This window comes from Pseudarthrobacter kochi, assembly GCF_055412805.1.
Genome location: NZ_JBVAYV010000009.1, coordinates 62,359 through 84,266, shown reverse-complemented (window position 1 = coordinate 84,266; position 21,908 = coordinate 62,359). Strand labels below are relative to the sequence as shown.

Sequence of the window (21,908 nt, the reverse complement as noted above, 5' to 3'; positions counted from 1 at the left end):
GGCCAGCGCGCGTTCAAGGCCGGGCGTCAGCCCAGCAGTTCACTCCAGTCCACGGGCCCGCCGGTGCCTGCAGGCTTCCGGGCAGACCGTTTGGGGGCGGCTTTTTCTTTCGCCGCCGCCAAATCCGGCAGGGGCGGCCCCCAGGGAAGGGTGAAGGCGGGCACGGGTTCGCCCAGCTGCACTCCATGCGGCGGGACCACCAGTACGCCGTCGGCTGCGGCCAGCCCGCGCATCATCCCCGGGCCGGTGTGCTGCGCCGGAGAAGCCATGCCGTACAGGAGCCGGAACGGCATCAGCCGGGTCCGGCCGGGGTCCGCGTCGATCGTGGAGCCGCAGGGGACCTCGGTGACGGGCGGCAGGGGCCGGTGCCCCAGCGCCGCCAGTAGCGGCGCCCCGATGGTTGAGAGTGCCATCATGGCCGCAAGCGGGTTGCCCGGCAGCCCGATGATGAACCTGCCGTCCGGCAGTTCCGCCAGCACGGCAGGATGGCCGGGGCGCATGGCGATGCCGTCGATCAGCAGGCGTCCGCCGAGCTCGGCCACCGCACGGCGCAGGTGGTCGGTGCCGGACCGGCCCGTGCCGCCGGTGGTGATGACGACGTCGGCGGGCAACAGCTCAGCGACAGAACGAGAAGAAAGCGGCACCGGGTCGGCAGCCCCCGGGTCGGTGTCCTCGAGGGCGGCGAGCCACTCCTTGTAGCTGTCGCCAATCTTCGTTTCGCCGGCACAGCTCCCCCCGAGCATTTCCACGACCCCCGCGAGCTGGGGGCCGAACGTGTCGCGTACCTCCCCCGGCTGCGGGATCCCTGCTGTGACCACCTCGGAGCCGGTGAACACCAGCCGGACCACGGCTTTGCCCAGGACCGGGAGGCTGTCGTGCCCGGCGAGTGCGGCGAGGGCCAGATGGGCGGGGTTAAGCACGGTGCCGCGCTTGATCAGCACTTCGCCGGCGGCGGCTTCCTGGGCGGCGTTCCGGATGTGCTCGCCGTTCCGCGGCTCGCCGGGCTTGGCGGCGCCGCCGAGCTGCAGGACCGGGAGCCCGTCCTCGTCGGCCGCAATCCTGCCGCTTTCGCTGCGCAGCACGGCCTTCGCTCCGGGAGGCATCAGCCCGCCAGTGACAATCGGGCTTGCCTGGTGCGGGGCCAGCCGCTGGCCGGGCTCCGCGAGGATCCACGGTCCGCTGCCGTTGACGGCCCAGCCGTCCATGGCGGAGGAGGCGTAATGCGGCATGTCCACAAGCGCTTCCACGTCGGCGGCAAGCGTCCGGCCCAAGGCGGCACGAAGGACAACCGGTGCGGCGGGGATGGGAGTTGCGCAGTCGAAGGCGAGTTGCCAGGCTTCCGGCCAGGTGTGCGCGAGGTGCCGGTGCGCCTCGGGTTCCGGTTCGCCTGCCGTTGCGGCCGGGCCGTCCTCGGAGCGGCTGGCAACTGTCTCGGCCGGGCCTTCGGCAGGGGCGCCCCCTGCAGGCTCATCCCGTGCGGCAGCTGCGCTGCCGTGAGGGGGTGCAGGTGTCATGCTCCGGGGGCTTCGTTGGCTGCGTAGTCGTTGGCGAGTTTGCGGGCAACGCCCATCGCGGCCCGCATTGCGACGGCATCTGTGGCCTGGCCGGAGCCGGAGGCCAGGCCGGCCGCGAAACCGGCAATGAAAGTCGTCAAAGGAGCGGCCGGGCGCACCACCGAGTGTGCTGCCACCCCGGCCAGGGCCAGGACCTCGTTCACGTCAACCTCGACGCCGTCCAGTTCCAGGGCCTGAAGCAGGGCACGGCACCAGTCTTCCAGTGTTTCATCCTGGCTCTTCACCGTTTGCCTCCAAGGTCGAGTTCAGCTGGGGAGCCCCGGACCGGATGCCTGGATGGTGGCGGCCGCGGCCAAGGCTGTCGCGGCCCTGCCCCTCGGGTGGGCCGCTTACCCCTAATGCGGAGGCATCGTCCCAAGTATCCACATCATCCGTGGACCCTCTGGGGACGCTGACTTCGCGCACCTTCAGCGTAGCAAGAAGGGCGAATACGGAGGCATTCTCCAGCGCGCCGCGCTGCCGGGCCTCGTCGACGCAGTGTTGTAGCGCAGCTGTGCCATATAGGCCGACCAGCGGCTGCCGGCGCCCGTCAGCAGAGACCGCCATCAGCCCGTCGCCCGGCGGGGCACCCGCGGCCGCTTCCCGCAGCGCCTGGACGGCGGCGCCCGCCCGGGGCATATCGACGCCGAGGACAAGGGTGAACGGGGCCGCGCCCGGGTGCCGGGGGTCCCTACGGCGGTGCTGTTCCAGGGCGGACAGCCCGGCGGCAACGGCAGCTGCAGGGCCGGCAAAGGGCGGATCCTCGCGGCAGTTCAGCACCCCTTCCGGCAGGGTCCCCGAGTCGGGCCCGACGACGGCGACGGCCGCCGCGCCGCGGGCGGCCTGCAGCGCGCGCTCCAGGAGGGTGGCGCCGTCGTGCATCAGCCCGGACTTGGGAACGCCTCCCAGCCGGGCGGACCGGCCCCCGGAAAGAATGACAGCATCGAATTCCACCGGCCCAGCCTAGCGCGGTCCGGGCCAGACGGTCAGGCACTAAAGGCAAGGCAGCGGCGGGCTGCGTCAGGCAGCGGATTCCAACAGCAGGAACGGATCCCAGGCCGGCGTCGGCTTCTCCAGCTCCTTGATTTGCCACGTGGTGCCCTTGGGAGGTGCCGGGCTGAAGCTGAGCTTCCATCCCATTTCGCCCGGGGTGTGGTCGCCTTTGGCGTTGTTGCACCGCAGGCAGGCAGCGACGAGGTTTTCCCAGGAATCCGCACCGCCCCTGGATTTGGGCTGGACATGATCGATGGTGTGGGCCGCTTTGCCGCAGTACGCGCAGCGGTGTCCGTCCCGTCGGAGCACTCCCCGGCGGCTCACCGCCGTCATCGTGTTGTACCGGGGCCTGATGTAGCGATTCAGGAGAATCACCGACGGCCGGCCAAGGACGTCCTGCGGCCCGACGACGGGATCGTCGCCTTCCGCCACGACACTGGCCTTTCCAGTCAGCACAAGGACGAGCGCCCGGCGGAAGGTCACAACCGCCAGCGGCTCATATCCAGCATTCAGAACGAGTGTGCGCATCCGCATACCTCTTCACGGCCGCACCCGCCAGGGGCACGAGGGCCGGCTGCCCTCTGCATAGTCGGGCTATGGATCGACAAAACAAGAGTAAACATGGACATGCCAATTCGCCGAATCTTTTTTTGCCTGCCGCGACCTGTGTCGGCTGAAGTTCACGCCCCGGCAACGCAAAGGACCCCCGCCGAATGGCAGGGGTCCTGTGCTTTGCTTACTTTGCTACAGCTGCTGTCTTAGCCGCCGACGCGGATGAAGACCGGGCCGGAGCCGACGTTGACGGTCTGCAGGGACGTGGTTCCACCGTTCCAGCCGCCGTGAACGGCCATGCCGTTGCCGACGTATACAGCGATGTGGGCCATGCCGGCGCCACCGTTCTGGTAGTACGCGAGGTCGCCCGGCTGTGCCTCGGCGGCGCTCACGGTGCGGCCGAGGGACAGGTAACCTGCCGGCCAGCCGTGGTAGTTGATGCCCGCAGCAGCCAGAGCGTTCGTGGCGAGTGCGGTGCAGTCCTGGCTGACGCCGATCTGGGCGTAGGCAGCGGCGGCGATCGTGGCGCCCATGCCGCTGGCGACGGCCGGGGCAGCGGTGCCGGCGGCGCCGACTTTGGTGCTGGCGGTCTTGGCGGTGTCGGCGGTGTTGGCCGCGGGAGTCTCCTGGACCTTCACGACGGGCTTCGGGGCCTCGACGACCGGCGCCGGAGAAGTGGTGACGGCCGGCTTCTCGTAGGAGATGGCGATGGTTGAAGCTGCCGAGATGGTCGCCGGGGTGGCCGACTGGACTTCGAGCGTGGAAGCCGAAGTGGATTCGCGCTGGACGTTGGCCTCAGCAGCGTTGGCTGCGATACCGCTGGTCAGGACGAGGCCGGAAGCGGCAGCGATAACTGCGGCCTGGCGGCCCATGCCGCCGGCGTTGTCGCCGACAGCCTTGGCAATGACGGCCAGCGAGTTGGTCTTGGTGACCTCGGCGCGGTGCCGTGCGTTTGCACGAGTAGTCATTAAGTTCTCTCTTTCGTGATCCTGGGTCCGCGCTTTTCAGGCGCAGGCTGAGGACGCTCCGGCATCTTGGGGGTACGCCGGATCGCCCCGAAATGGGTTACTTAGCGAAGGGTGTACTGCGAAGACGCGCCAAAAGCGGGAACTGCATGCAGGTGCATGGCCTGCGGGCCGGACTCAGCAGAGATTGAGACGGCGGTGCGGGATCCGTTCCGGGCGCCGGCAAGGGCGGCACGGAGGTTGGATTCCAGCGGACTCGTTAGAGCCGCGCAAGCGCGGTGACGCGCAGCATTGTGGCGTGAAGACACGAAAGTAGCCTCTCCCAATGCCTGCGAGGTGAGCTGTCGGATTCGGATGGGAGTCACCCGGCCGCGCTGCTTCCTGGGAAGCTTTGCGACTTAACCCCAAGGTCTTCTTGCGAAGACCAAAATTGGTTCCCCCGCCCCTGCCAGACGATGTAATGCGAACGGACCTTGAGCGGTGGCAGAGCTAGGCAATCCACTCAAGAGCGCCAACTTCGGAAAAGTTGGCGTAGGTCAAACGGTACAGCAGTCGGGGCCCAATGTCACATTCGGATCACGGCGTGTCACAAGAATGCGAGAGCTTCCCATCAGCTTTGTCAGAGCCAGCCGGTCGGGTCAACGACTTCGCCGTTGACCATGACCTCGAAGTGCAGGTGGCAGCCCGTAGAGGCGCCGGTGGTGCCGCTGAGCGCCACGACATCGCCGCGGGAGACCTGCTGGCCCACCTTGACGCTGGACGAGGACAAGTGGTTGTAGGTGGTCTCCAGGCCGTTGCCGTGATCGATCACCACCCGGTTTCCGCCACCGTAGGGATGCCATCCCGCGAAGGTCACGGTGCCGCTCGCGGCAGCGTGGACGGCAGTACCGCACTGGGCCGAGTAGTCCTGGCCGCGGTGGAATTCCCCGGAGCCGCCGGTGATGGGGCTGACGCGGTAGCCGAAGGGCGACGCGGTCTTCATCTGGTCCAGGGGCGCGCCGAGGCTGCCCGAGGAGGCTGCCCGGGTGATGGAGCCGACGGACTGGGCGCCCAGCAACTGCTTGAGCTTTCCGTCCGGGTCACCCTGGGTGGTGATCGCGGTGCGGTTGAAGTCGATCTTGGCCTCGGCGGCGGTGACGTCCGGCTGGACGGCGGCCGAGACGGATCCGGAGGAGGAACCCGCGTTCGTGGCCACCACGGGGCCCGTCGCGGGGACAGTGACGGTGAGGACCAGACCCGTGGCGGCCAGCGCAATGCCGGCCTTTTGACCAACGCCGCTGGCGGCGGCAAAGTCCGTTACCTGACGGAACGGGCTGCGGCGGCCTCGTCGTTCATCACGGTGCGCGTCACGGGGGCGGTCTGCCATGACGGCGACGGCCGGACGCGGCTCCGGGGCGGGACCGGACGCGCGACGTCGGCCCCTGGCGGTCTGGGTGGTCAAGAACGGTTCCTCTCTGGAGAAGCCTGCGGAGTTAGCTGTCGGATTCGGGTCAGAGAGATCAAAGACCCGGTCCGCCGTGGCAAGCATCCAGGCGCAGGGGCATCCAGGGGAGTCCCTCGGTCGAGTGTGCTTGCCGCTGACGGACTTCACCCCAAGGCTGTTGAACAGCCAGAAGTGGTTCCCCCGCCTCTGCCAGAAGGTGATTCGGCGACTGATCCGCTGGCAGAGCTCGGCTTCGGATCAGATAACGCTTTGGTATCGGTACTGGTGATCAACTATAGGCGATTAAGCCGTCCAGAGATAAATCCGTTATCGGCCCTGTGCACAACTCATGGGTAGTCCCAGTCCCGGGATAACTCCTGTTAACTGACGGTAACAAAGACGTGGGCCGCGACCTCGGGCGGAAGTTCCAGGGCACCTTCGACGTCGGGGACCCGCACCGAGATGTACTCCCCCACACGCTCCAGCGAGACCAGGGCGCCCGGGCGGATGCCGCCCTCATCGAGCTGGACCAGCAGTTCCGGTTCCACCTGGATGGGCTCGGCAAGCCGGTTGACCCTGACCGTGGAATCGGGCCCGTAGCCGGTCATGGCTTCGAGCAGGTTCACGACGCCGTCCGCGAGGGTCTGGGACGGCAGGCCTCCCAGTTCCGCGAGGCCCGGAATCGGGTTGCCATAGGGCGAGACGGTGGGGTGGTTGAGCAGTTCGAAGATCCGTCGTTCGACCCGTTCGCTCATGACGTGTTCCCAGCGGCAGGCTTCTTCGTGGACGTAGGCCCAGTCGAGCCCGATCACGTCAGCCAGCAGCCGTTCGGCAAGACGGTGCTTGCGCATGACTTCGATGGCGCGTTTCCGGCCGGTTTCCGTCAGTTCAAGGTGCCGGTCGCCGGAAACAACCACCAGTCCGTCACGTTCCATCCGGCCGACCGTCTGGGACACGGTGGGGCCGGAGTGGCGCAGCCGCTCGGCGATGCGGGCTCGGAGGGCGACGATGTTTTCTTCTTCAAGTTCCAGAATGGTCCGAAGATACATCTCGGTTGTATCGATCAGATCCGTCATTCAGCTCAGCTCCTCGAGCGCCGTCCTTGCGTAATTCCCACCGTACCGCGTGCTGCTGGCGCCCTGGCGGGGTCCGCCGTACGTTCGCAGGCCAGCTTAGCCTAATTTGAATTACTCCGGATAATCTCAATGACCGGACTGTGACGGTCCTTTTTCCCTCCCCCGCGGGGCAGTCAGGCAGAATGAAACGACAGGCTCCGCTGCAGCCACCCTGCCGGGCCACCTCCCGAGCCACATTTTGTACCAGCCGAAAAATTGGAGCCACTGTGAGCGACACCAGCATCACGATTCCCGCAAACCTCCTTCCAAAGGACGGCCGGTTCGGCGCCGGGCCGTCCAAGGTCCGCCCGGAACAGATGGAAGCACTCGCCGCGGCCTCGAATCTGCTGGGAACATCGCACCGCCAGGCGCCGGTCAAGAACCTGGTGGGGTCGGTCCGGAACGGGCTCAGCCAGTTCTTCCGTGCTCCCGAGGGCTATGAGGTCATCCTGGGCGTCGGCGGATCGACCGCGTTCTGGGACATCGCCAGCTTCGGCCTGGTGGAGAACAAGGCACAGCACTTGTCCTTTGGCGAGTTTGGCTCGAAGTTCGCTTCCGCCACCAACAAGGCACCGTTCCTGGCCGATTCCTCCATCATCAAGTCCGAGCCGGGGACCCGGCCGGCGGCCCGGGCCGAGGCCGGCGTTGACGTTTACGCCTGGCCCCAGAACGAGACGTCCACCGGTGTCGCCGCTCCGGTCCGGCGTGTGGCCGGCGCCGATGAAGGGTCCCTCGTCCTGGTTGACGCCACCTCGGCTGCCGGCGGACTGGACGTCGACGTTGCGGAAGCGGATGTCTACTACTTCGCCCCGCAGAAAAACTTCGCGTCCGACGGCGGTCTGTGGCTTGGCCTGTTCTCCCCGGCAGCGCTGGAACGTGCGGCCCGGATCAAGGCCGGCGGCCGCTGGATTCCGGACTTCCTGGACCTCCAGACGGCGATTGACAACTCGCGGCTGAACCAGACCTACAACACCCCGGCCCTGGCCACGCTGGTCACCCTGGACGCCCAGGTGCAGTGGCTCAACGCAAGCGGCGGCCTGGACTTCGCCTCGGCGCGCACGGCGGATTCGGCCGGACGGATCTACCGCTGGGCTGAGGCCTCGGAGTACGCCACCCCCTTTGTGGCGAAAGCTGAGGACCGCTCCAACGTGATCGCGACGATCGACTTCGACGACTCCATAGACGCCGCGGCGATCGCCAAGGTGCTGCGCGCCAACGGCATCGTGGACACCGAGCCGTACCGCAAGCTGGGCCGCAACCAGCTCCGGATCGCGACCTTCGTGGCGATCGAGCCGGACGACGTGTCGGCCCTGCTGGAGTGCATCGACTTCGTCGTGGGCGGGCTGAAGAAGTAGTCAGCTCCGCCGCAACACGCGCGCTGCTATGTCAGCGTTCGACGGCGTCGTCCGGTTTGTGTCCCCGGCCGGCGCCGTTGCCGTCGGGGCCTCCACCGGCGCCCGGCCCGGTTCCGTCGGTGCGGTCGGACACGACGCGGAAGTGGTGGATTCCGCGGGCGCGGCGGTCGAACCGGATCCGGAGGTGTTGGGCCCGGATGATCCACACGAGCCCGATCAGGGCAGCGATCACCCCGGAAGCAGCTGCGACGCTGAGGGACCAGCGAGGACCGGCGACGTTCGCGACCCACCCCACAAACGGCGCCCCGATGGGCGTTCCGCCCATGAAGATTGCCATATAGAGCGCCATCACCCGGCCGCGCATCACAGGGTCCGTCGTGGTCTGCACGTAACCGTTGGCGCTAGTCATCATCGTGATGGCGAAGAGCCCCACCGGAACCAGCGCCACGCCGAACCAGAAGTAGCTGGGGGCCAGCGCGGCGATGCCCGAGGCCACACCGAAGGCGCCGGCCGCGCCGAAGATGAACCGCAGCCTGGGCTTCTTGCGGCCGGCCGACAGCAGGGCTCCAGCGACGGAGCCAATGGCCATGATGGAGTTCATGAGGCCGAATGCGCTGGCATCCAGGCCGAATTCCGTTCCGACCATGGCCGCGATAAACAGCACGAAGTTCAGTCCCAGGGTCCCCACAATGAAGACCGCGACCAGCACCACCACGATGTCAGGCCGGTACCGGACGTAGCGCAGCCCTTCCCGGATCCGGCCTTTGCCGGCCGCGGCCCGGGGCAGCTGGCGCAGCGAGGTGGTGGGGATCTTCCACAGGCTCAGGAGCAGTGCCACAAAGGTCAGGGTGTTGATCAGGAAGACCCAGCCCGGGCCCACGGCAACCGTGAGGATGCCGGCCACTGCGGGTCCGATCATCCGGGCCACATTGAAGGAGGCGCTGTTGAGGGCCACCGCGTTGGGCAGGTACTCGTCGCGGACCAGTTCGGAGACGAAGGTCTGCCGCACGGGGGCATCGAGTGCGGACACCACGCCCAGCAGCAGCGCGAAGCCGTAGACATGCCAGAGCTGCGCGGCCCCGGAAATCACGAGGATGCCCAGGCCTGCACTCAGCACAGCCATCGCGGACTGGGTCAGGACGAGCAGTTGTTTGCGGTTGAAGCGGTCGGCAACCAGCCCGGCCACGGGGGCGAGGAAGAGCTGGGGACCGAGCTGCAGGGCCATCGTGATGCCCATGGCGCTGGCATCGTGGTCGGTCAGGTGGTCAAAGACCAACCAGTCCTGGGCCGTGCGCTGCATCCAGGTCCCGATGTTGGAGACGACCGCCCCGATGAACCAGATCCGGTAGTTCAGGATGTGCAGGGACTTGAAGGTGGACATCATGTCCAGCCCTCACCGTGCAGCGTCCCTGATGGTTCCAACCGCTAGTCAGCCTGCGCTGCGGGCAGTCCGTCGTCCGGGTCGTCGCCGGCAGCCGTCTCGGGGTCATCGTCGTCAACATCGTCGTTGTCAACATCGTCGGCGTCGTATTCGTCGCCGGCGCCGTCGGCGTTGCCGTCAGCGTCGTCCGAGTCGTCCTCCGGCGCGTCGTCAGCGTAGTCTCCGGTCGCCTCGCCGGGGGCGCCGACGGCGTCGCCAGGTTCGCCTGCGTCCTGGAGCGGAGCCGCACCGGCGGCTTCGGCGGTTTCCTCGTCGCCCTGCTCATCGCCCGGGCGGACACGCTCGGCCCACGGGATCCACTCAGGTGCCAGGATCGAGTCCTCGGAGGGCAGCAGACCGAGCTCGTCGACTGTCACAACCTTTGACCTGGAGTTCCGGGTCAGCACGGCGTACCACTGCCAGCCGCCGTAGCCGGCCAGCTTGGACTCGAACAGGTGCGTGACCAGTCGGTCGCCTTCGCTCTTGGCCGCGAGATGCCGGCCGATCTGTTCGGCGGAGGCGATGCCCTCGAGGGCAGCACGCGCGTCGTCGACGGCGGCCGCCAGGAAAGCATCGGGCTTGCCGGTGCGCCAGACGGGAACCCCGGCGCGTGGCCTGGCGCCGTCTTTGGTTCCGGTTTTTTTGGGATCCGGAGTCATCGCCGGGTCCTACGCGTCCAGCTCGTCGGCAACCTTACGCAGGGCGACCGCGATCGCCTTGCCCTTGTTGCCTTCCGGGTACTTGCCCGCGGACAGCGTTCCGGACAGGTTGTCCAGGACGCTGACGAGGTCCTGCACCAGCGGGGCAAGATCCTTCGCGCTGGGCCGCTTGGCCTTGGCGATGGACGGCGTCTTGTCCAGCACGCGCAGGCCCAGGGCCTGGGCGCCCTTGCGGCCGTCGGCCACGCCGAATTCAACCCGCGTGCCGGCCTTGAGCTCGGTTACGCCCTCGGGCAGCGCGGACTTCGGCAGGAAGACTTCCTGGCCGTCCTCGCCCGTGAGGAATCCGAAGCCCTTTTCCTTGTCATACCACTTGACCTTGCCGGTAGGCACGTAATCAACCTTCTTCGTTCTGCTGGTGACACGGCCGGCGGTCACCGCATCCGCATGGATATGCGGGTTCAGGGTATGACAGCCCGGACCGTGTTGGTCTGTTCCTTCAAGGTTATCCTGCCCAGTCCACTTTGGCCGTTTGGGGCGCGGGACAGGCCGGACTGTTAGCGTTAGCTCCATGACTCCACTGCGTTTCCGGCGGCCACTGCTGATCGTTGCGGCTGTTGCGGCTGTGCTGTCGCTCACGGCCGTCGGCGTCGTGATGGCGATGGCCTTCAACAATTCCGTGCCGCCCGTGTGGATCACGTCCACAGCCCTCTACGGGCTCCCGGCGGCGTTCCTGCTGATGCTCCTGCTCGTGATCGACGGCGCCGCGTCCCGGCGACGGACCGGAAAGCCGGACGGAAGGTAGCGTTGCACTGATGTCCCTGATCCGCGCGCTCAGCAAGGAACTGCAGGCACGCAGCGATGACTCGCTGCGGGCCTTGTTCTCCGCGCGGCCGGACCTCATTTCCCCTGGCGTGCCTGACTTTGCGGCCCTCGCGGCCCGCGCCAGCGGCCGGGTCAGCGTCCAGCGCGCCCTGGAACGACTCAACCGCCCGCAGATGCAGGTCCTCGAAACCCTGCACTTATGCACGAACACGGACACCGGGCACAGCGCCTCCGCCCCGATGCTGAAGAAGCTGATCAATGGCGCCACACTCACCGCGCTTGAGAAGATGCTGCACTCGCTCCAGGAACTGGCCTTGGTCCACCGGGCGGAACCGCCGCACGGCGCCACGCCGGCCGCCGGTACTAAGCAGCGCTACTACTTGCCCGTGGGCAGCCTCAAGGACGTGATCGGGATTTACCCGGCAGGCCTGGGGCGCAGCTACACCGAACTCGTGCGGCTCCAGCCGGCCTTCGCGCAACGCGTCGTTCAACTGGTCGGGGAACTGCACCACAACGGCGCGGCCGTCTCCCCCGCGGCCACCCCGATGGAGGCGGCACTGTCGCTGCAGCACTGGACGGCCACGCCGGAATCCCTCCGGCAGATCCTGGAGACCGCCCCGGAACGCACCACGGCGCTGCTCGCACGGTTCGGGAACTGGGCCATGGGCGCCGTTCCCCAGGCGCAACGGCGCGCGTCCGTGCTGCACGAGGCCGCCGACGTCGGGCCGGTGGACTGGCTTCTGGCCCGCGGGCTGCTGGTGCCGCTGGACGCCGCCCACGTGGAGCTTCCGCACACCGTCGGGGTTTCTCTGCGGGGCGGCTTTGTCATCGAGAAGTTTGCGCTGACTCCCCCTGCGCCGCGGCTGGGATCCACGTCCGCCGCACTGCGCCGCAACGCCGCACTCGGCGCCATCGCCGAGACCCTGCGGCTGGTGGGCGAACTGCTCTACATCGTCCGTAACCAGCCCCTCGTCACCCTGCGCAGCGGCGGTGTGGGCGTCCGGGAACTCAAGCGCCTGGCGGACGCCCTGCGGACCGAAATGCACGACGCCGGCGTGCTCGCGGAATTGTGCGCCCTCGCCGGCCTGATCCGGCTGGACGTGGACAGTTCCGCCTGGATCCAGCCCGCGCAGCTTGAGTGGCTGACGCTTCCGCGGCAGGAGCAGTGGCTCTGGCTGGTCAATGCCTGGCTCGCCAGCGAGCGGGCGCCCTCCCTCGTGGGACAGCCCGTCAACGGCCAGGCCGCGGTCCCGGCCCTCCACCGCGGCCTGACCGGCAACACCATCAACGCGCTCTCAGCCGAAGCCCAGCGTCCGGACGCCCCCGTGGTCCGGAAACGGATCCTGGAAATCCTGGCTGAGCTGACCGCGGAGGCCGCCGCCCCGGACGGGCAGGCGCCGGTGCTGGACGCCGCCGCAGTGCTGGAGCGCGCCGACTGGTCCCAGCCCCGGATGGCCCGGCGCTTCAGCTCGCTGATCCGGGGGGTCCTGGCCGAGGCCGAGCTGCTGGGACTCATTGGCTCGGGTGCGCTGAGCCAGATCGGGGCGGCCATCGCGGCCGAACAGCCCGATGAGGCGATGGGAATCCTGGGCGAACACCTGCCGGCCGCCCTGAACCACGTCTTGCTCCAGGCCGACCTCACGGCAGTGGCACCGGGCTACCTCGCGCCGGACCTGACCGAAAAGCTCCTCACCATGGCCGACGCCGAGGGCCAGGGGCCCGCCACGATCTACCGCTTCTCGGCATCCTCGGTCCGGCGCGCGCTCGACTCGGGCCAGGATGCCCAGGGCATGCTGGACTTCCTGGGCCTGCACTCGGCCACGGCCATCCCGCAGCCGCTGAAGTACCTGATCGAGGACACCGCCGCCCGGCACGCCAGGCTGCGGGTGGGGTCCGCGGCGAGCTTCATCCAGAGCGACGACGAAACGGCCCTTCTTGAGCTGCTCAACACTCCCGGCGCCTCCGGACTGGGCCTGGTCCGGATCGCACCCACGGTGCTGGTCTCGCACGCCGCCCCGCGGGAGACCGCACAGCTGCTCCGGAGCCTGGGGCTGTCCCCCGCGGTGGAAGAATCCGGGACCGGGAGCATCCGGCTGCGCCGCACCACTGCCGTGCCCGGAAGTGTCCGGCCGGTCTACAGCGCCCCGCGCACCGCGCCTCCGGAGGCCGACGTCGACGCCCAGCTGGTGGTGCTTCGCCGCGAACGTACCGCTGCGTCCACCCCCGGCGGCCCTGCTGCCGCAGCCCCCGGCAGCGAAGAAGCGACCCAGCTTGGCCTGGAGACCCTGCAGAAGGCGATCCGACTCAAACAACGGGTGGTCATGAACGTCGTCGACGGGATGGGGAATGCGGTGCGCGAAACGGTTGTTCCGGTAGCCGTGAGCGGTGGACGGGTTCGGGTCTTCGATCCGGCACGGGAAACCGAACGTGTACTGTCCATCCACCGCATTATTGACGTCGAGGCCGCAGAGGAACTACTCCAGTGAATGACGGACCGCTGATCGTCCAGAGCGACAAAACGATCCTGCTCGAGGTGGACCACGAGCTTGCCACCGAGGCCCGCCACGCCATCGCCGCGTTCGCCGAGCTGGAACGTGCACCCGAGCACATCCACAGCTACCGGCTCACGCCGCTGGGCCTCTGGAACGCCCGCGCGGCAGGCCTGGACGCCGAAAAAGTTCTGGACACCCTGCTGAAGTACTCCCGTTTCCCGGTTCCGCATTCCTTGTTGATCGACGTTGAAGAGACCATGTCGCGGTACGGCCGGCTGCGGCTGGAGAAGGACCCGCAGCACGGCCTCGTGATGCGCACCTCGGACTATCCGGTCCTGGAAGAGATCAGCCGTGCCAAGAAGATCGCCCCGCTGCTGGGCCCCAGGATCGACGGCGAAACGGTTGTGGTGCACTCCTCCCAGCGCGGGCAGCTGAAACAGCTGCTGCTCAAGATCGGCTGGCCGGCCGAGGATCTCGCAGGCTACGTCGATGGCACCCCGCACCCGATCTTGCTCAACGAAACCGGGTGGAAGCTGCGCCCGTACCAGCAGCTGGCGATGGAGAATTTCTGGGCCGGCGGCAGCGGCGTCGTCGTGCTTCCCTGCGGAGCCGGCAAAACGCTCGTGGGTGCCGCCGCGATGGCCACCAGTTCCACCACCACCCTGATCCTGGTGACCAATACGGTGTCCGCCCGGCAATGGAAGGACGAGCTGCTCAAGCGGACCTCCCTGACCGAGGAGGAGATCGGCGAGTACTCCGGCTCCGTCAAGGAAGTCCGCCCGGTCACGATCGCCACCTACCAGGTCCTGACCACCAAACGCGGCGGACTCTACTCCCATTTGGAACTCCTGGACGGTAACGACTGGGGGCTGATCATCTACGACGAGGTCCACCTGCTGCCGGCTCCGATCTTCCGGATGACAGCGGACCTGCAGGCTCGGCGCAGGCTCGGCCTCACCGCCACCCTGATCCGCGAGGACGGCCGGGAGGGCGAAGTCTTCAGCCTCATCGGCCCTAAGCGCTATGACGCGCCGTGGAAGGATATCGAGGCGCAGGGGTACATCGCACCGGCCGACTGCGTGGAGGTTCGGATCGACCTGCCGCGGGACGAACGCGTAGCCTACGCGATGGCCGAGGAGGCGGATAAGTACCGGCTCTGCGCGACGTCCGAGTCCAAGACTGTCGTGGTGGAACGGCTCGTAGCGGAGCATGCCGGCGAGCAGCTGCTGGTGATCGGCCAGTACATCGACCAGCTGGATGAGATCGGCGAACGCCTGCAGGCGCCGGTGATCAAAGGCGACACGTCCGTCAAGGAACGCCAGAAGCTCTTTGATGCCTTCCGCGCCGGCGAGGTGCAGACCCTGGTGGTGTCCAAGGTCGCCAATTTCTCCATCGACCTGCCGGAGGCTTCGGTGGCGATCCAGGTTTCGGGTTCCTTCGGTTCCCGGCAGGAGGAGGCCCAGCGCCTTGGCCGGCTGCTGCGTCCTAAGAAGGACGGCCGCGCCGCACGCTTCTACTCCCTCGTGGCCAGGGACACCCTGGATCAGGAGTTCGCGGCCAAGCGCCAGCGCTTCCTCGCCGAGCAGGGCTATGCCTACCGGATCATGGACGCCAAGGACGTGGGGAGCAGCTCTGCCTCCGACTGATCCGGGTACGGCCCCGGGCTAGCGGGTGTACGTTGACCCGTCCCGTTCCAGGGCGCCGGTACGCGGGTCCCGCTGGGGACGCTGGTAGGCGAACTCACCGCCGCTGCGGCCGCCGAAGGGGCGCCCGTGATCAGCAAATTCTTCCCGGAAGAACGCCAGACACCACTGACCCATTTGGAGGCGGGCGCCGGTGCGCAGCACCGAGGACGATCCCGGACCGAAGCTTCCGGTGACTTTGCCGTGCCGGACCAGAACGTATTCGTCCTGGTCATTGTGGACTATTTCCGCATGCACGCCGTCGAGTCCGGGAAGCTGCAGTTCGGCGGATTCGTCACTGCCGATGCGCACCCGGTCCGCCGCAAGGCTAAATACCCGGGGGACCTGGCCATTCCAGGCCTGCGCGTCCTGCACAAAGATCAGCCGGGGCTGTCCGCCGCCGCGGGTGTAGTGGGTGGTGGTAATGCGGCGGGCAATCCTGCGCTTGACGGTCGGCAGCAGCGGGAACAGGGTCCCGGGGGGAAGCAGCGAAAACTTGCGGGCCGGCGCACGCCGGCCCCGCTTCAGGAACGGCGCCAGCGCTCCCAGCTTTCCCAACTTGATGTGGGGTGACCTGGTGATCACACGCTGCGACGCCGGCACGTCGACGGCTCCGAGGCTGATGATTCTGCCCTCGGGCCCCTCGACAATCACCGTCAGGCCCTGCTCTGACAACGTTTTGGCCAAAGGCCTGATGTCGCCGAGCGTAGGCATCCGTTGCGACAGGAGGGCATCCATGCGGTCCAGGGCGACAACGACTTCGCTGCCGGCCGCCGTCACCGATCCGCGAGCCTGTTCCCCGGTTGCCTCCTGGAGGGAAAAATCCAGCTTGATGTCGGCCCGGAAGCGCGGGGCCATGGTCAGCCCCTGTTCTCGTCGGAACCCAAGGCATCCTTATCGCTGGTGGTCACTCGAAGGCTTCCGTTCAGCTTCCAGGTGGCGCGCGGCGCGTCCGGGCCGATGTCGCGGGGAACTTCGATGGTCATATCAATGAAGTTGTAGTTGATGGCAGCGCCTTTGCCGGTCAGATACGACCACATCTCCTCGGCAAGATCTGCCCAGTCGCGGATACTCCGGTCCGCAGGTCCGGCACTGTCCAATGGGTTGCTCTCAGTCGTCACTTTGTGTCCTCTTCATTGAGTACCGCCCAAGCCGCCGCGGCAGAGTGTTTTCGATAGGGTCACTCTACTGGCGGTGCTCGTGCAGGGGAATGGTATTGCCCTGCAGTTTGACCCTCCGACCGTATCCGTGCTTACCGTCGCCGCCCCCCGTACACACTCAACACACATCCAGTGTTCAGAAAACTCCCAGATTCTGGGAGGATCATGGGAACTATGAAAAAGAACGGTCCCGAAGCCAAGCTGCTCGTCGTCGATGATGAACCAAACATCCGCGAGCTGCTCTCTACCTCGCTGCGCTTTGCCGGCTTTGAAGTCGTCTCGGCGTCCAACGGCCGCGAAGCCCTGGCCGCCGCGGAACTCCATGCCCCGGACTTGGCGGTCCTGGACGTGATGCTGCCCGATATGGACGGTTTCACCGTCACCAGACGGCTGCGCGCGGCAGGAAAGCACTTTCCCGTCCTTTTTTTGACCGCCAAGGACGACACCGAAGACAAGGTCATGGGGCTGACGGTGGGCGGCGACGACTATGTCACCAAACCGTTCAGCCTCGACGAGGTCGTGGCACGGATCCGTGCTGTTCTTCGCCGCACGCAGCCCCTGCAGGATGACGATGCGGTGATCCGCGTCGACGACCTGGAGCTCGACGACGACGCCCACGAAGTCCGCCGCGGCGGGACGGTGATCGAGTTGTCCCCCACCGAATTCAAGCTCCTGCGGTACCTCATGCTGAACCCCAACCGGGTGCTGTCCAAGGCCCAGATCCTGGACCACGTTTGGGAATACGACTTCAACGGAGACGCCTCGATCGTTGAGTCTTACATCTCCTACCTGCGCCGCAAGGTGGACATCGATCCCGACGCGCCGGCCCTCATCCAGACCAAACGGGGTGTGGGCTACGTGCTGCGGACGGCCGAGAAGCGCTGACCTTGTTGCTCCACCGTTGGAAGTCGGCGTCGCTGAGGTCACAGCTGGTCGCCATCATGACCGCCCTGATGCTGGTGGCCCTCACTGCCACCGGTGCAGGAACCCTGACCCTGCTGCACAGCTACCTCCAGGGGCAGGTCGACGACAAGCTCCGGGCCGCCGTCGCCTCGGTCCGGCAGCAACAGTCCTTTAGCCAACTGCAGGACCAGAACCAGAACATCCCTACCGACTACTCGCTGATGCTGTTCGCGCCGGGACAGAAGCCTGTGCCGTTCGGCGGAGACAAGAAAATACACCCGGAAATCACCGGTATCAGCCCCGCGGATGTTGTCGGTCTCCAGCAGGTCCCGTTCCAGGTCCGCGGAACGGACGGGCACAACTGGCGGGTGGTCGCCCTCAACGTCGTCGACAGCAATGAGCGAACCTCCGTCGTTGTCATCGGCCTCCCCTTGTGGCCGGTCGATTCCGTGATGGAACACGCGGTCCTGGTGGTGGTCGGCGTCGGGCTGCTGACCCTTATCCTGGCATTTTTCATCGCCACGTGGAGCATCTCCCGGTCCTTCCGGCCGCTGGCCCGGGTCGAAAAAACGGCTGCAGCCATTGCGGCCGGCGATCTCTCCCGGCGTGTCGACGTCGACACGCCCCACACTGAGGTGGGCCGGCTGGGCACCTCCCTTAACGCAATGCTCGCCCACATTGAAACTGCCTTCGCCGCCCGGATGGCCTCGGAAGCGAAGATGCGCCGCTTCGCCGCCGACGCCTCCCATGAACTGCGCACCCCCCTCGTCACGATCCGCGGCTTCTCCGAGCTGTACCGGCAAGGCGCCCTCGCCACCCCGGCGGACGTGGCGACTGCCATGGGCCGAATCGAAAGCGAAGCCAAGCGGATGGGGACCATGGTGGAGGACCTGCTGCTGCTCGCCAGGATCGACGAGCAGCGCCCGTTGCAGCAGAAGCCCGCCGATCTGCTGCTGATTGCCAATGACGCCGTGGTTGACACCCAGGCGAGCGACCGCGGACGCACCATCTCACTGGCCGGGCTGGAGGGCCGTCCGCCGGCACCGGCGCCGGTCATTGGCGACGAGGCTAAATTGCGGCAGGTCGTGGGGAATCTGGTGGGCAACGCCTTGCGCTACACGCCCGAGGGAACGCCGATCGAACTTGCCGTCGGCGTACGGACCGCCGCGGACGGCCGCCGGCAGTCCGTGATCGAGGTCCGCGACCACGGCCCGGGGGTTCCCGATGAGGAAGCCGCGAGGATCTTTGAGCGGTTTTACCGGGCGGACACTTCCCGAACGCGGGAGACCGGCGGCAGCGGTCTGGGACTGGCTATTGTCGCGGCCATTGTCGGCTCGCATGCCGGCACGGTCAGGGCCGCGAAGACCGATGGCGGCGGGGCGACCCTGGTGGTCAGCCTGCCCTATCTGGACGGGGTGGCGGCGGACGACGGTTCGGCCGACAGCACGGTCGCCGGTGAAACGGCCTCCTCCGGTGGCGGTACCGGGAACTAGGCTTTTCGCGATCGTTGCGGCCTTATCCACATAGGCGGGCCACCCGCTTCCGGGGACCTGGTGGATTTCCTAGGCTCGGGGTGACCGGATATCCCGGAGCATCCACTGCAGAGAGGTCATCCCATGAGCATTATCTCCGTCGATACTGAACTCCTCGAGCTCAAGTCGGCAACCGTCAAAGCCACGGTCGACCGGATCAGCGCCGACGTGCAGGCCATGAAACGCGGGCTCGACGAGCTGCAGGCCACGTGGCGCGGCCCGGCGGCCACCAACTTCCATGCCCTGGTGTCCGAGTGGACCCTGACCCAGGGAAAAGTCGAGGCGTCCCTGGCGTCCATCAACCTGGCGCTGAACTCCGCAGCGGTGAGCTACGCCCAGGCCGAACTGAACAACACCCAGCGTTTCAGCTGACCGGCCGCCTGTCCGCCGGAGAACGGCTCACGCCTCGGGGGTGCCCTGGTGGAAGCGGAGCCGCCATTGCGCGCCGTCGTGGACCCACAGGGAGCTGCGCAGCGCCGTTCCCGACCGGGTTTGGCTGCGGTAGGTCAGGAGCACGGCCTGCTCCCCCAGCCGGTCTGCGCCGAGCACCTCCAGCTCGGCGGGGCCGCCGGGCTGCTCCGCCAGGGACATCATCACGGCGTCCCGGGTCCACATCCGGCCAGAGCTGCCGATTTCGGTAAAATCCGGGTGCAGCAGCACACCGGTGCGTCCGATGTCGGCACGCGTTTCCGGCCGGAGGAGCTCACGCTCCAGTGCCTCGACGATTGCTTCCGGGCTCGCGTCCGTGCCCGGGGCGGGCGTAGTGTCCTCGTCGAACTCGCTGAAGAGGTCCGGCTCGTCGAAGAGCGAAGGCTCGGCGAACAACTGCTGCTGGCCGGTCGGCGCGCCCTGGGGCACCGCCTGCGCGCCCGCAGGTGCTGGCGGGGCTGCCAAAGACGGTGCCCCGGCCGCGGCGCCGAACCCTGGCCCCTGGCGCACGGCCACGCCCTGCTGGTAAGCCGTGGCAGCGGCCCTGGCGCGGTCATCCGCTGCCTCGTTAAGGTCATGCCCGGCGTGGCCGCGCACCCATTCGAACGTGTACTTGCGGCCGACCAGCGCCTGGTCAATTTCCTTGAGCAGCTCGACGTTCATCACGGGCTTGCCGTCAGACTTGCGCCAGCCCTTGCGCTTCCAGCCCGGCATCCATTTGGTGACGGAGTTGATGACGTACTGGCTGTCGCAAAGGATGTGCAGATCCTCGCCCGGCAGGTGCGCTGTGGAGCGGAAGAGGTCCAGCACGGCCATGAGCTCGCCCATGTTGTTGGTGCCGTGCGGCCATCCCCCGGCCCCCCAGCAGTCGTCGTCCACGTACCAGGCCCATCCGGCCGGGCCGGGATTTCCTAAAGCCGAACCGTCGGCTGCTGCTGTAATTGTCACTGCACCATCCTGCCAGACCGTCGCCGCCAACGCTGTCCCCGCCGGCAGTAAGCCTGGATTAACGCCGGCGGCGGCCCCACCCGAAGGAGGGACCGCCGTCGTTGAACGGGACATTCAGGGCCGGTTTCCCGGCCCCGGAAGCCGGGTGGTTAGAAACCGCCCATGCCTCCCATGCCGCCCATGTCGTCGCCGCCACCCATGGCCGGAGCGTTCTTCTCCGGCTTGTCGGCCACAACGGCCTCGGTGGTGAGGAACAAGCCGGCAATGGATGCCGCGTTCTGCAGTGCAGAGCGGGTGACCTTGACCGGGTCGTTGATGCCGGCAGCCAGCAGGTCGACGTATTCGCCGGTTGCAGCGTTCAGGCCGTGGCCTGCGGGCAGGCCGCGGACCTTGTCGACCACAACGCCGGGCTCGAGGCCGGCGTTGAAGGCGATCTGCTTCAGCGGAGCGTCGATGGCAACGCGGACGATGTTCGCGCCGGTTGCTTCGTCACCCGTGAGGTTCAGGTTGGCGAAAGCCTTGAGGCCGGCCTGGATCAGGGCAACACCACCGCCGGCGACGATGCCCTCTTCAACAGCAGCCTTCGCGTTGCGGACAGCGTCCTCGATGCGGTGCTTGCGTTCCTTGAGCTCGACCTCGGTTGCGGCACCGGCCTTGATGACTGCAACGCCGCCGGCCAGCTTGGCCAGGCGTTCCTGCAGCTTCTCGCGGTCGTAGTCCGAATCGGAGTTCTCGATCTCGGAACGGATCTGGGAGACGCGGCCGGCGATCTGGTCGGCGTCGCCTGCCCCCTCGACGATGGTGGTCTCGTCCTTGGTCACAACAACCTTGCGGGCGCGGCCCAGGAGTTCGAGGCCGGCGGTCTCAAGCTTGAGGCCGACTTCCTCGGAGATGACCTGGCCACCGGTGAGGATGGCGATGTCGGCGAGCTGCGCCTTGCGGCGGTCGCCGAAGCCCGGAGCCTTGACGGCGACGGACTTGAAGGTGCCACGGATCTTGTTGACGATCAGGGTGGCCAGGGCCTCGCCCTCGATGTCTTCGGCAATGATCAGCAGCGGCTTGGAGGACTGCATGACCTTTTCGAGGACAGCAACCAGTTCCTTGACGTTGGAGATCTTGGAGTTGACGATCAGGATGTACGGATCCTCAAGGACCGTTTCCTGGCGCTCGGCGTCGGTGACGAAGTAAGCGGAGATGTAGCCCTTGTCGAAGCGCATGCCTTCGGTGAGCTCCAGCTCGAGGCCGAAGGTGTTCGACTCCTCGACGGTGATGACACCTTCCTTGCCGACCTTATCCAGGGCCTCGGCAATCAGGGCGCCAATCTCGTTGTCACCGGCAGAGATGGACGCGGTGGCGGCAATCTCTTCCTTGGTTTCGATTTCCTTGGCGGAGGCCAGGAGCTCGCGGGTGACGGCTTCAACAGCCTTTTCGATGCCGCGCTTGAGGGACAGGGGATCAGCTCCGGCCGCGACGTTGCGCAGGCCTTCCTTGACCAGGGCCTGAGCCAGCACGGTAGCGGTGGTGGTTCCGTCGCCAGCGACGTCATCCGTCTTCTTGGCAACTTCCTTGACCAGCTCGGCGCCGATCTTCTCGTAAGGATCGTCCAGCTCGATCTCCTTGGCGATGGAAACACCATCGTTGGTGATCGTGGGGGCGCCCCACTTCTTTTCGAGGACGACGTTGCGTCCACGCGGGCCGAGGGTGACCTTGACGGCGTCGGCGAGGATGTTCAGGCCCCGCTCAAGACCGCGGCGTGCCTCTTCATCAAATGCAATGATCTTGGCCATAACGGCAGTAGTCCTTTCGGGACAGTCGTTAAGAATGAACCTAAGCTGCGGTGCCCGCGACGGACGATCCTTGCCCGGCGGCCTCTGTATGCCGCTGGGCCAGGGATCTCACCCC

21 protein-coding genes and 2 riboswitches are annotated in these 21,908 nt (G+C 67.0%); of the genes, 7 read left to right on the top strand and 14 right to left on the bottom strand.

Annotated elements, in window-relative coordinates:
- Positions 1-26: 26 nt before the first annotated feature.
- From ACZY0Y_RS07200 to ACZY0Y_RS07170, 7 genes are all read right to left on the bottom strand, one after another.
- Positions 27-1,514: a molybdopterin molybdotransferase MoeA gene (locus ACZY0Y_RS07200; protein ID WP_463957225.1), complete on the bottom strand. Its 1,488-nt coding sequence runs from the start codon at positions 1,512-1,514 to the stop codon at positions 27-29.
- On the bottom strand, positions 1,511-1,798 hold the full coding sequence (locus ACZY0Y_RS07195; RefSeq protein WP_463880865.1) for a DUF6457 domain-containing protein: 288 nt from the start codon (positions 1,796-1,798) through the stop codon (positions 1,511-1,513). Before ACZY0Y_RS07195 ends, ACZY0Y_RS07200 begins: the two co-directional genes overlap by 4 nt.
- Complete coding sequence (mobA, locus tag ACZY0Y_RS07190) at positions 1,782-2,507, bottom strand: molybdenum cofactor guanylyltransferase (RefSeq protein ID WP_463957224.1); 726 nt, start codon at positions 2,505-2,507, stop codon at positions 1,782-1,784. The genes ACZY0Y_RS07195 and mobA overlap by 17 nt, the downstream gene beginning before the upstream one ends.
- Positions 2,508-2,573: 66 nt before the next feature.
- Complete coding sequence (locus ACZY0Y_RS07185; protein ID WP_463957223.1) at positions 2,574-3,074, bottom strand: HNH endonuclease; 501 nt, start codon at positions 3,072-3,074, stop codon at positions 2,574-2,576.
- A 230-nt stretch (positions 3,075-3,304) separates the two neighbouring features.
- Positions 3,305-4,066: an NlpC/P60 family protein gene (locus ACZY0Y_RS07180; protein ID WP_463957222.1), complete on the bottom strand. Its 762-nt coding sequence runs from the start codon at positions 4,064-4,066 to the stop codon at positions 3,305-3,307.
- Positions 4,067-4,375: 309 nt separating this feature from the next.
- A riboswitch (cyclic di-AMP (ydaO/yuaA leader) is annotated at positions 4,376-4,545 on the bottom strand.
- Between the two features lie 137 nt (positions 4,546-4,682).
- The gene (locus ACZY0Y_RS07175) at positions 4,683-5,504 is read right to left on the bottom strand and encodes a M23 family metallopeptidase (protein ID WP_463880875.1); all 822 of its coding nucleotides are present in this window, start codon (positions 5,502-5,504) and stop codon (positions 4,683-4,685) included.
- 4 nt (positions 5,505-5,508) lie between these two features.
- Positions 5,509-5,724, bottom strand: a riboswitch (cyclic di-AMP (ydaO/yuaA leader).
- 142 nt (positions 5,725-5,866) lie between these two features.
- A complete protein-coding gene (locus ACZY0Y_RS07170; RefSeq protein WP_463880878.1) occupies positions 5,867-6,562 on the bottom strand; it encodes an iron-dependent transcriptional repressor DtxR in 696 nt (231 codons plus the stop codon).
- Positions 6,563-6,828: 266 nt separating this feature from the next.
- On the opposite strand from ACZY0Y_RS07170, the gene serC reads away from it, so the two are divergent.
- Positions 6,829-7,956, top strand: a complete 1,128-nt coding sequence (serC, locus tag ACZY0Y_RS07165) for a phosphoserine transaminase (protein WP_463957221.1) — start codon at positions 6,829-6,831, stop codon at positions 7,954-7,956.
- Positions 7,957-7,987: 31 nt separating this feature from the next.
- Here serC and ACZY0Y_RS07160 read toward each other — a convergent pair whose 3' ends face one another.
- From ACZY0Y_RS07160 to ACZY0Y_RS07150, 3 genes are read right to left on the bottom strand one after another with little or no spacing between them, the layout of a single operon-like run.
- Positions 7,988-9,337 carry an MFS transporter gene (locus ACZY0Y_RS07160; protein WP_463957242.1) on the bottom strand — a complete coding sequence of 450 codons (1,350 nt, stop codon included), beginning with the start codon at positions 9,335-9,337 and terminating at the stop codon, positions 7,988-7,990.
- Between the two features lie 44 nt (positions 9,338-9,381).
- Positions 9,382-10,035, bottom strand: a complete 654-nt coding sequence (locus tag ACZY0Y_RS07155; protein WP_463957220.1) for a DUF3027 domain-containing protein — start codon at positions 10,033-10,035, stop codon at positions 9,382-9,384.
- Between the two features lie 9 nt (positions 10,036-10,044).
- On the bottom strand, positions 10,045-10,428 hold the full coding sequence (locus ACZY0Y_RS07150) for a cold-shock protein (RefSeq protein WP_463880887.1): 384 nt from the start codon (positions 10,426-10,428) through the stop codon (positions 10,045-10,047).
- A gap of 178 nt (positions 10,429-10,606) precedes the next feature.
- Here ACZY0Y_RS07150 and ACZY0Y_RS07145 point away from each other — a divergent pair, with 178 nt between their 5' ends.
- From ACZY0Y_RS07145 to ACZY0Y_RS07135, 3 genes are read left to right on the top strand one after another with little or no spacing between them, the layout of a single operon-like run.
- Positions 10,607-10,840: a hypothetical protein gene (locus ACZY0Y_RS07145; RefSeq protein WP_463880890.1), complete on the top strand. Its 234-nt coding sequence runs from the start codon at positions 10,607-10,609 to the stop codon at positions 10,838-10,840.
- A 10-nt stretch (positions 10,841-10,850) separates the two neighbouring features.
- Positions 10,851-13,346, top strand: a complete 2,496-nt coding sequence (locus ACZY0Y_RS07140; RefSeq protein ID WP_463957219.1) for a helicase-associated domain-containing protein — start codon at positions 10,851-10,853, stop codon at positions 13,344-13,346.
- Positions 13,343-14,998, top strand: a complete 1,656-nt coding sequence (locus ACZY0Y_RS07135) for a DNA repair helicase XPB (protein WP_226776380.1) — start codon at positions 13,343-13,345, stop codon at positions 14,996-14,998. Before ACZY0Y_RS07140 ends, ACZY0Y_RS07135 begins: the two co-directional genes overlap by 4 nt.
- An 18-nt stretch (positions 14,999-15,016) precedes the next feature.
- Here ACZY0Y_RS07135 and ACZY0Y_RS07130 read toward each other — a convergent pair whose 3' ends face one another.
- Entirely contained in the window at positions 15,017-15,892 is an 876-nt protein-coding gene (locus ACZY0Y_RS07130; protein WP_463957218.1) for an FHA domain-containing protein, read from the bottom strand.
- A 2-nt stretch (positions 15,893-15,894) separates the two neighbouring features.
- Positions 15,895-16,155 carry a hypothetical protein gene (locus ACZY0Y_RS07125; RefSeq protein ID WP_463880898.1) on the bottom strand — a complete coding sequence of 87 codons (261 nt, stop codon included), beginning with the start codon at positions 16,153-16,155 and terminating at the stop codon, positions 15,895-15,897.
- A gap of 213 nt (positions 16,156-16,368) precedes the next feature.
- Between ACZY0Y_RS07125 and ACZY0Y_RS07120 the strand changes: the two genes are divergently transcribed.
- The 3 genes from ACZY0Y_RS07120 to ACZY0Y_RS07110 all read left to right on the top strand — a co-directional run bounded on the left by ACZY0Y_RS07120 (position 16,369) and on the right by ACZY0Y_RS07110 (position 19,001).
- Positions 16,369-17,079 carry a response regulator transcription factor gene (locus tag ACZY0Y_RS07120; RefSeq protein ID WP_226776377.1) on the top strand — a complete coding sequence of 237 codons (711 nt, stop codon included), beginning with the start codon at positions 16,369-16,371 and terminating at the stop codon, positions 17,077-17,079.
- A 5-nt stretch (positions 17,080-17,084) separates the two neighbouring features.
- Positions 17,085-18,590, top strand: coding sequence for a sensor histidine kinase (locus tag ACZY0Y_RS07115; protein WP_463881068.1), 1,506 nt, complete (start codon positions 17,085-17,087; stop codon positions 18,588-18,590).
- A gap of 123 nt (positions 18,591-18,713) precedes the next feature.
- Positions 18,714-19,001 carry a WXG100 family type VII secretion target gene (locus tag ACZY0Y_RS07110; protein ID WP_463880900.1) on the top strand — a complete coding sequence of 96 codons (288 nt, stop codon included), beginning with the start codon at positions 18,714-18,716 and terminating at the stop codon, positions 18,999-19,001.
- Positions 19,002-19,028: 27 nt separating this feature from the next.
- On the opposite strand, the gene ACZY0Y_RS07105 is transcribed toward ACZY0Y_RS07110, so the two are convergent.
- Together ACZY0Y_RS07105 and groL are read right to left on the bottom strand one after the other, a co-directional pair.
- Complete coding sequence (locus ACZY0Y_RS07105) at positions 19,029-20,006, bottom strand: RNase H family protein (protein ID WP_463957217.1); 978 nt, start codon at positions 20,004-20,006, stop codon at positions 19,029-19,031.
- A 149-nt stretch (positions 20,007-20,155) separates the two neighbouring features.
- Positions 20,156-21,793: a chaperonin GroEL gene (gene groL, locus ACZY0Y_RS07100; protein ID WP_463880906.1), complete on the bottom strand. Its 1,638-nt coding sequence runs from the start codon at positions 21,791-21,793 to the stop codon at positions 20,156-20,158.
- Between the last annotated feature and the right edge of the window lie 115 nt (positions 21,794-21,908).

What these genes read in the sequence shown, in the direction of transcription:
- ACZY0Y_RS07180 (WP_463957222.1), bottom strand. Translation starts at nt 4,066, where the DNA reads ATGACTACTCGTGCAAACGCACGGCACCGCGCCGAGGTCACCAAGACC.
- ACZY0Y_RS07110 (WP_463880900.1), top strand. Translation starts at nt 18,714, where the DNA reads ATGAGCATTATCTCCGTCGATACTGAACTCCTCGAGCTCAAGTCGGCA.
- ACZY0Y_RS07145 (WP_463880890.1), top strand. Translation starts at nt 10,607, where the DNA reads ATGACTCCACTGCGTTTCCGGCGGCCACTGCTGATCGTTGCGGCTGTT.
- ACZY0Y_RS07140 (WP_463957219.1), top strand. Translation starts at nt 10,851, where the DNA reads ATGTCCCTGATCCGCGCGCTCAGCAAGGAACTGCAGGCACGCAGCGAT.
- ACZY0Y_RS07160 (WP_463957242.1), bottom strand. Translation starts at nt 9,337, where the DNA reads ATGTCCACCTTCAAGTCCCTGCACATCCTGAACTACCGGATCTGGTTC.
- groL (WP_463880906.1), bottom strand. Translation starts at nt 21,793, where the DNA reads ATGGCCAAGATCATTGCATTTGATGAAGAGGCACGCCGCGGTCTTGAG.
- ACZY0Y_RS07170 (WP_463880878.1), bottom strand. Translation starts at nt 6,562, where the DNA reads ATGACGGATCTGATCGATACAACCGAGATGTATCTTCGGACCATTCTG.
- ACZY0Y_RS07200 (WP_463957225.1), bottom strand. Translation starts at nt 1,514, where the DNA reads ATGACACCTGCACCCCCTCACGGCAGCGCAGCTGCCGCACGGGATGAG.
- ACZY0Y_RS07120 (WP_226776377.1), top strand. Translation starts at nt 16,369, where the DNA reads ATGAAAAAGAACGGTCCCGAAGCCAAGCTGCTCGTCGTCGATGATGAA.
- ACZY0Y_RS07130 (WP_463957218.1), bottom strand. Translation starts at nt 15,892, where the DNA reads ATGGCCCCGCGCTTCCGGGCCGACATCAAGCTGGATTTTTCCCTCCAG.
- ACZY0Y_RS07185 (WP_463957223.1), bottom strand. Translation starts at nt 3,074, where the DNA reads ATGCGCACACTCGTTCTGAATGCTGGATATGAGCCGCTGGCGGTTGTG.
- ACZY0Y_RS07155 (WP_463957220.1), bottom strand. Translation starts at nt 10,035, where the DNA reads ATGACTCCGGATCCCAAAAAAACCGGAACCAAAGACGGCGCCAGGCCA.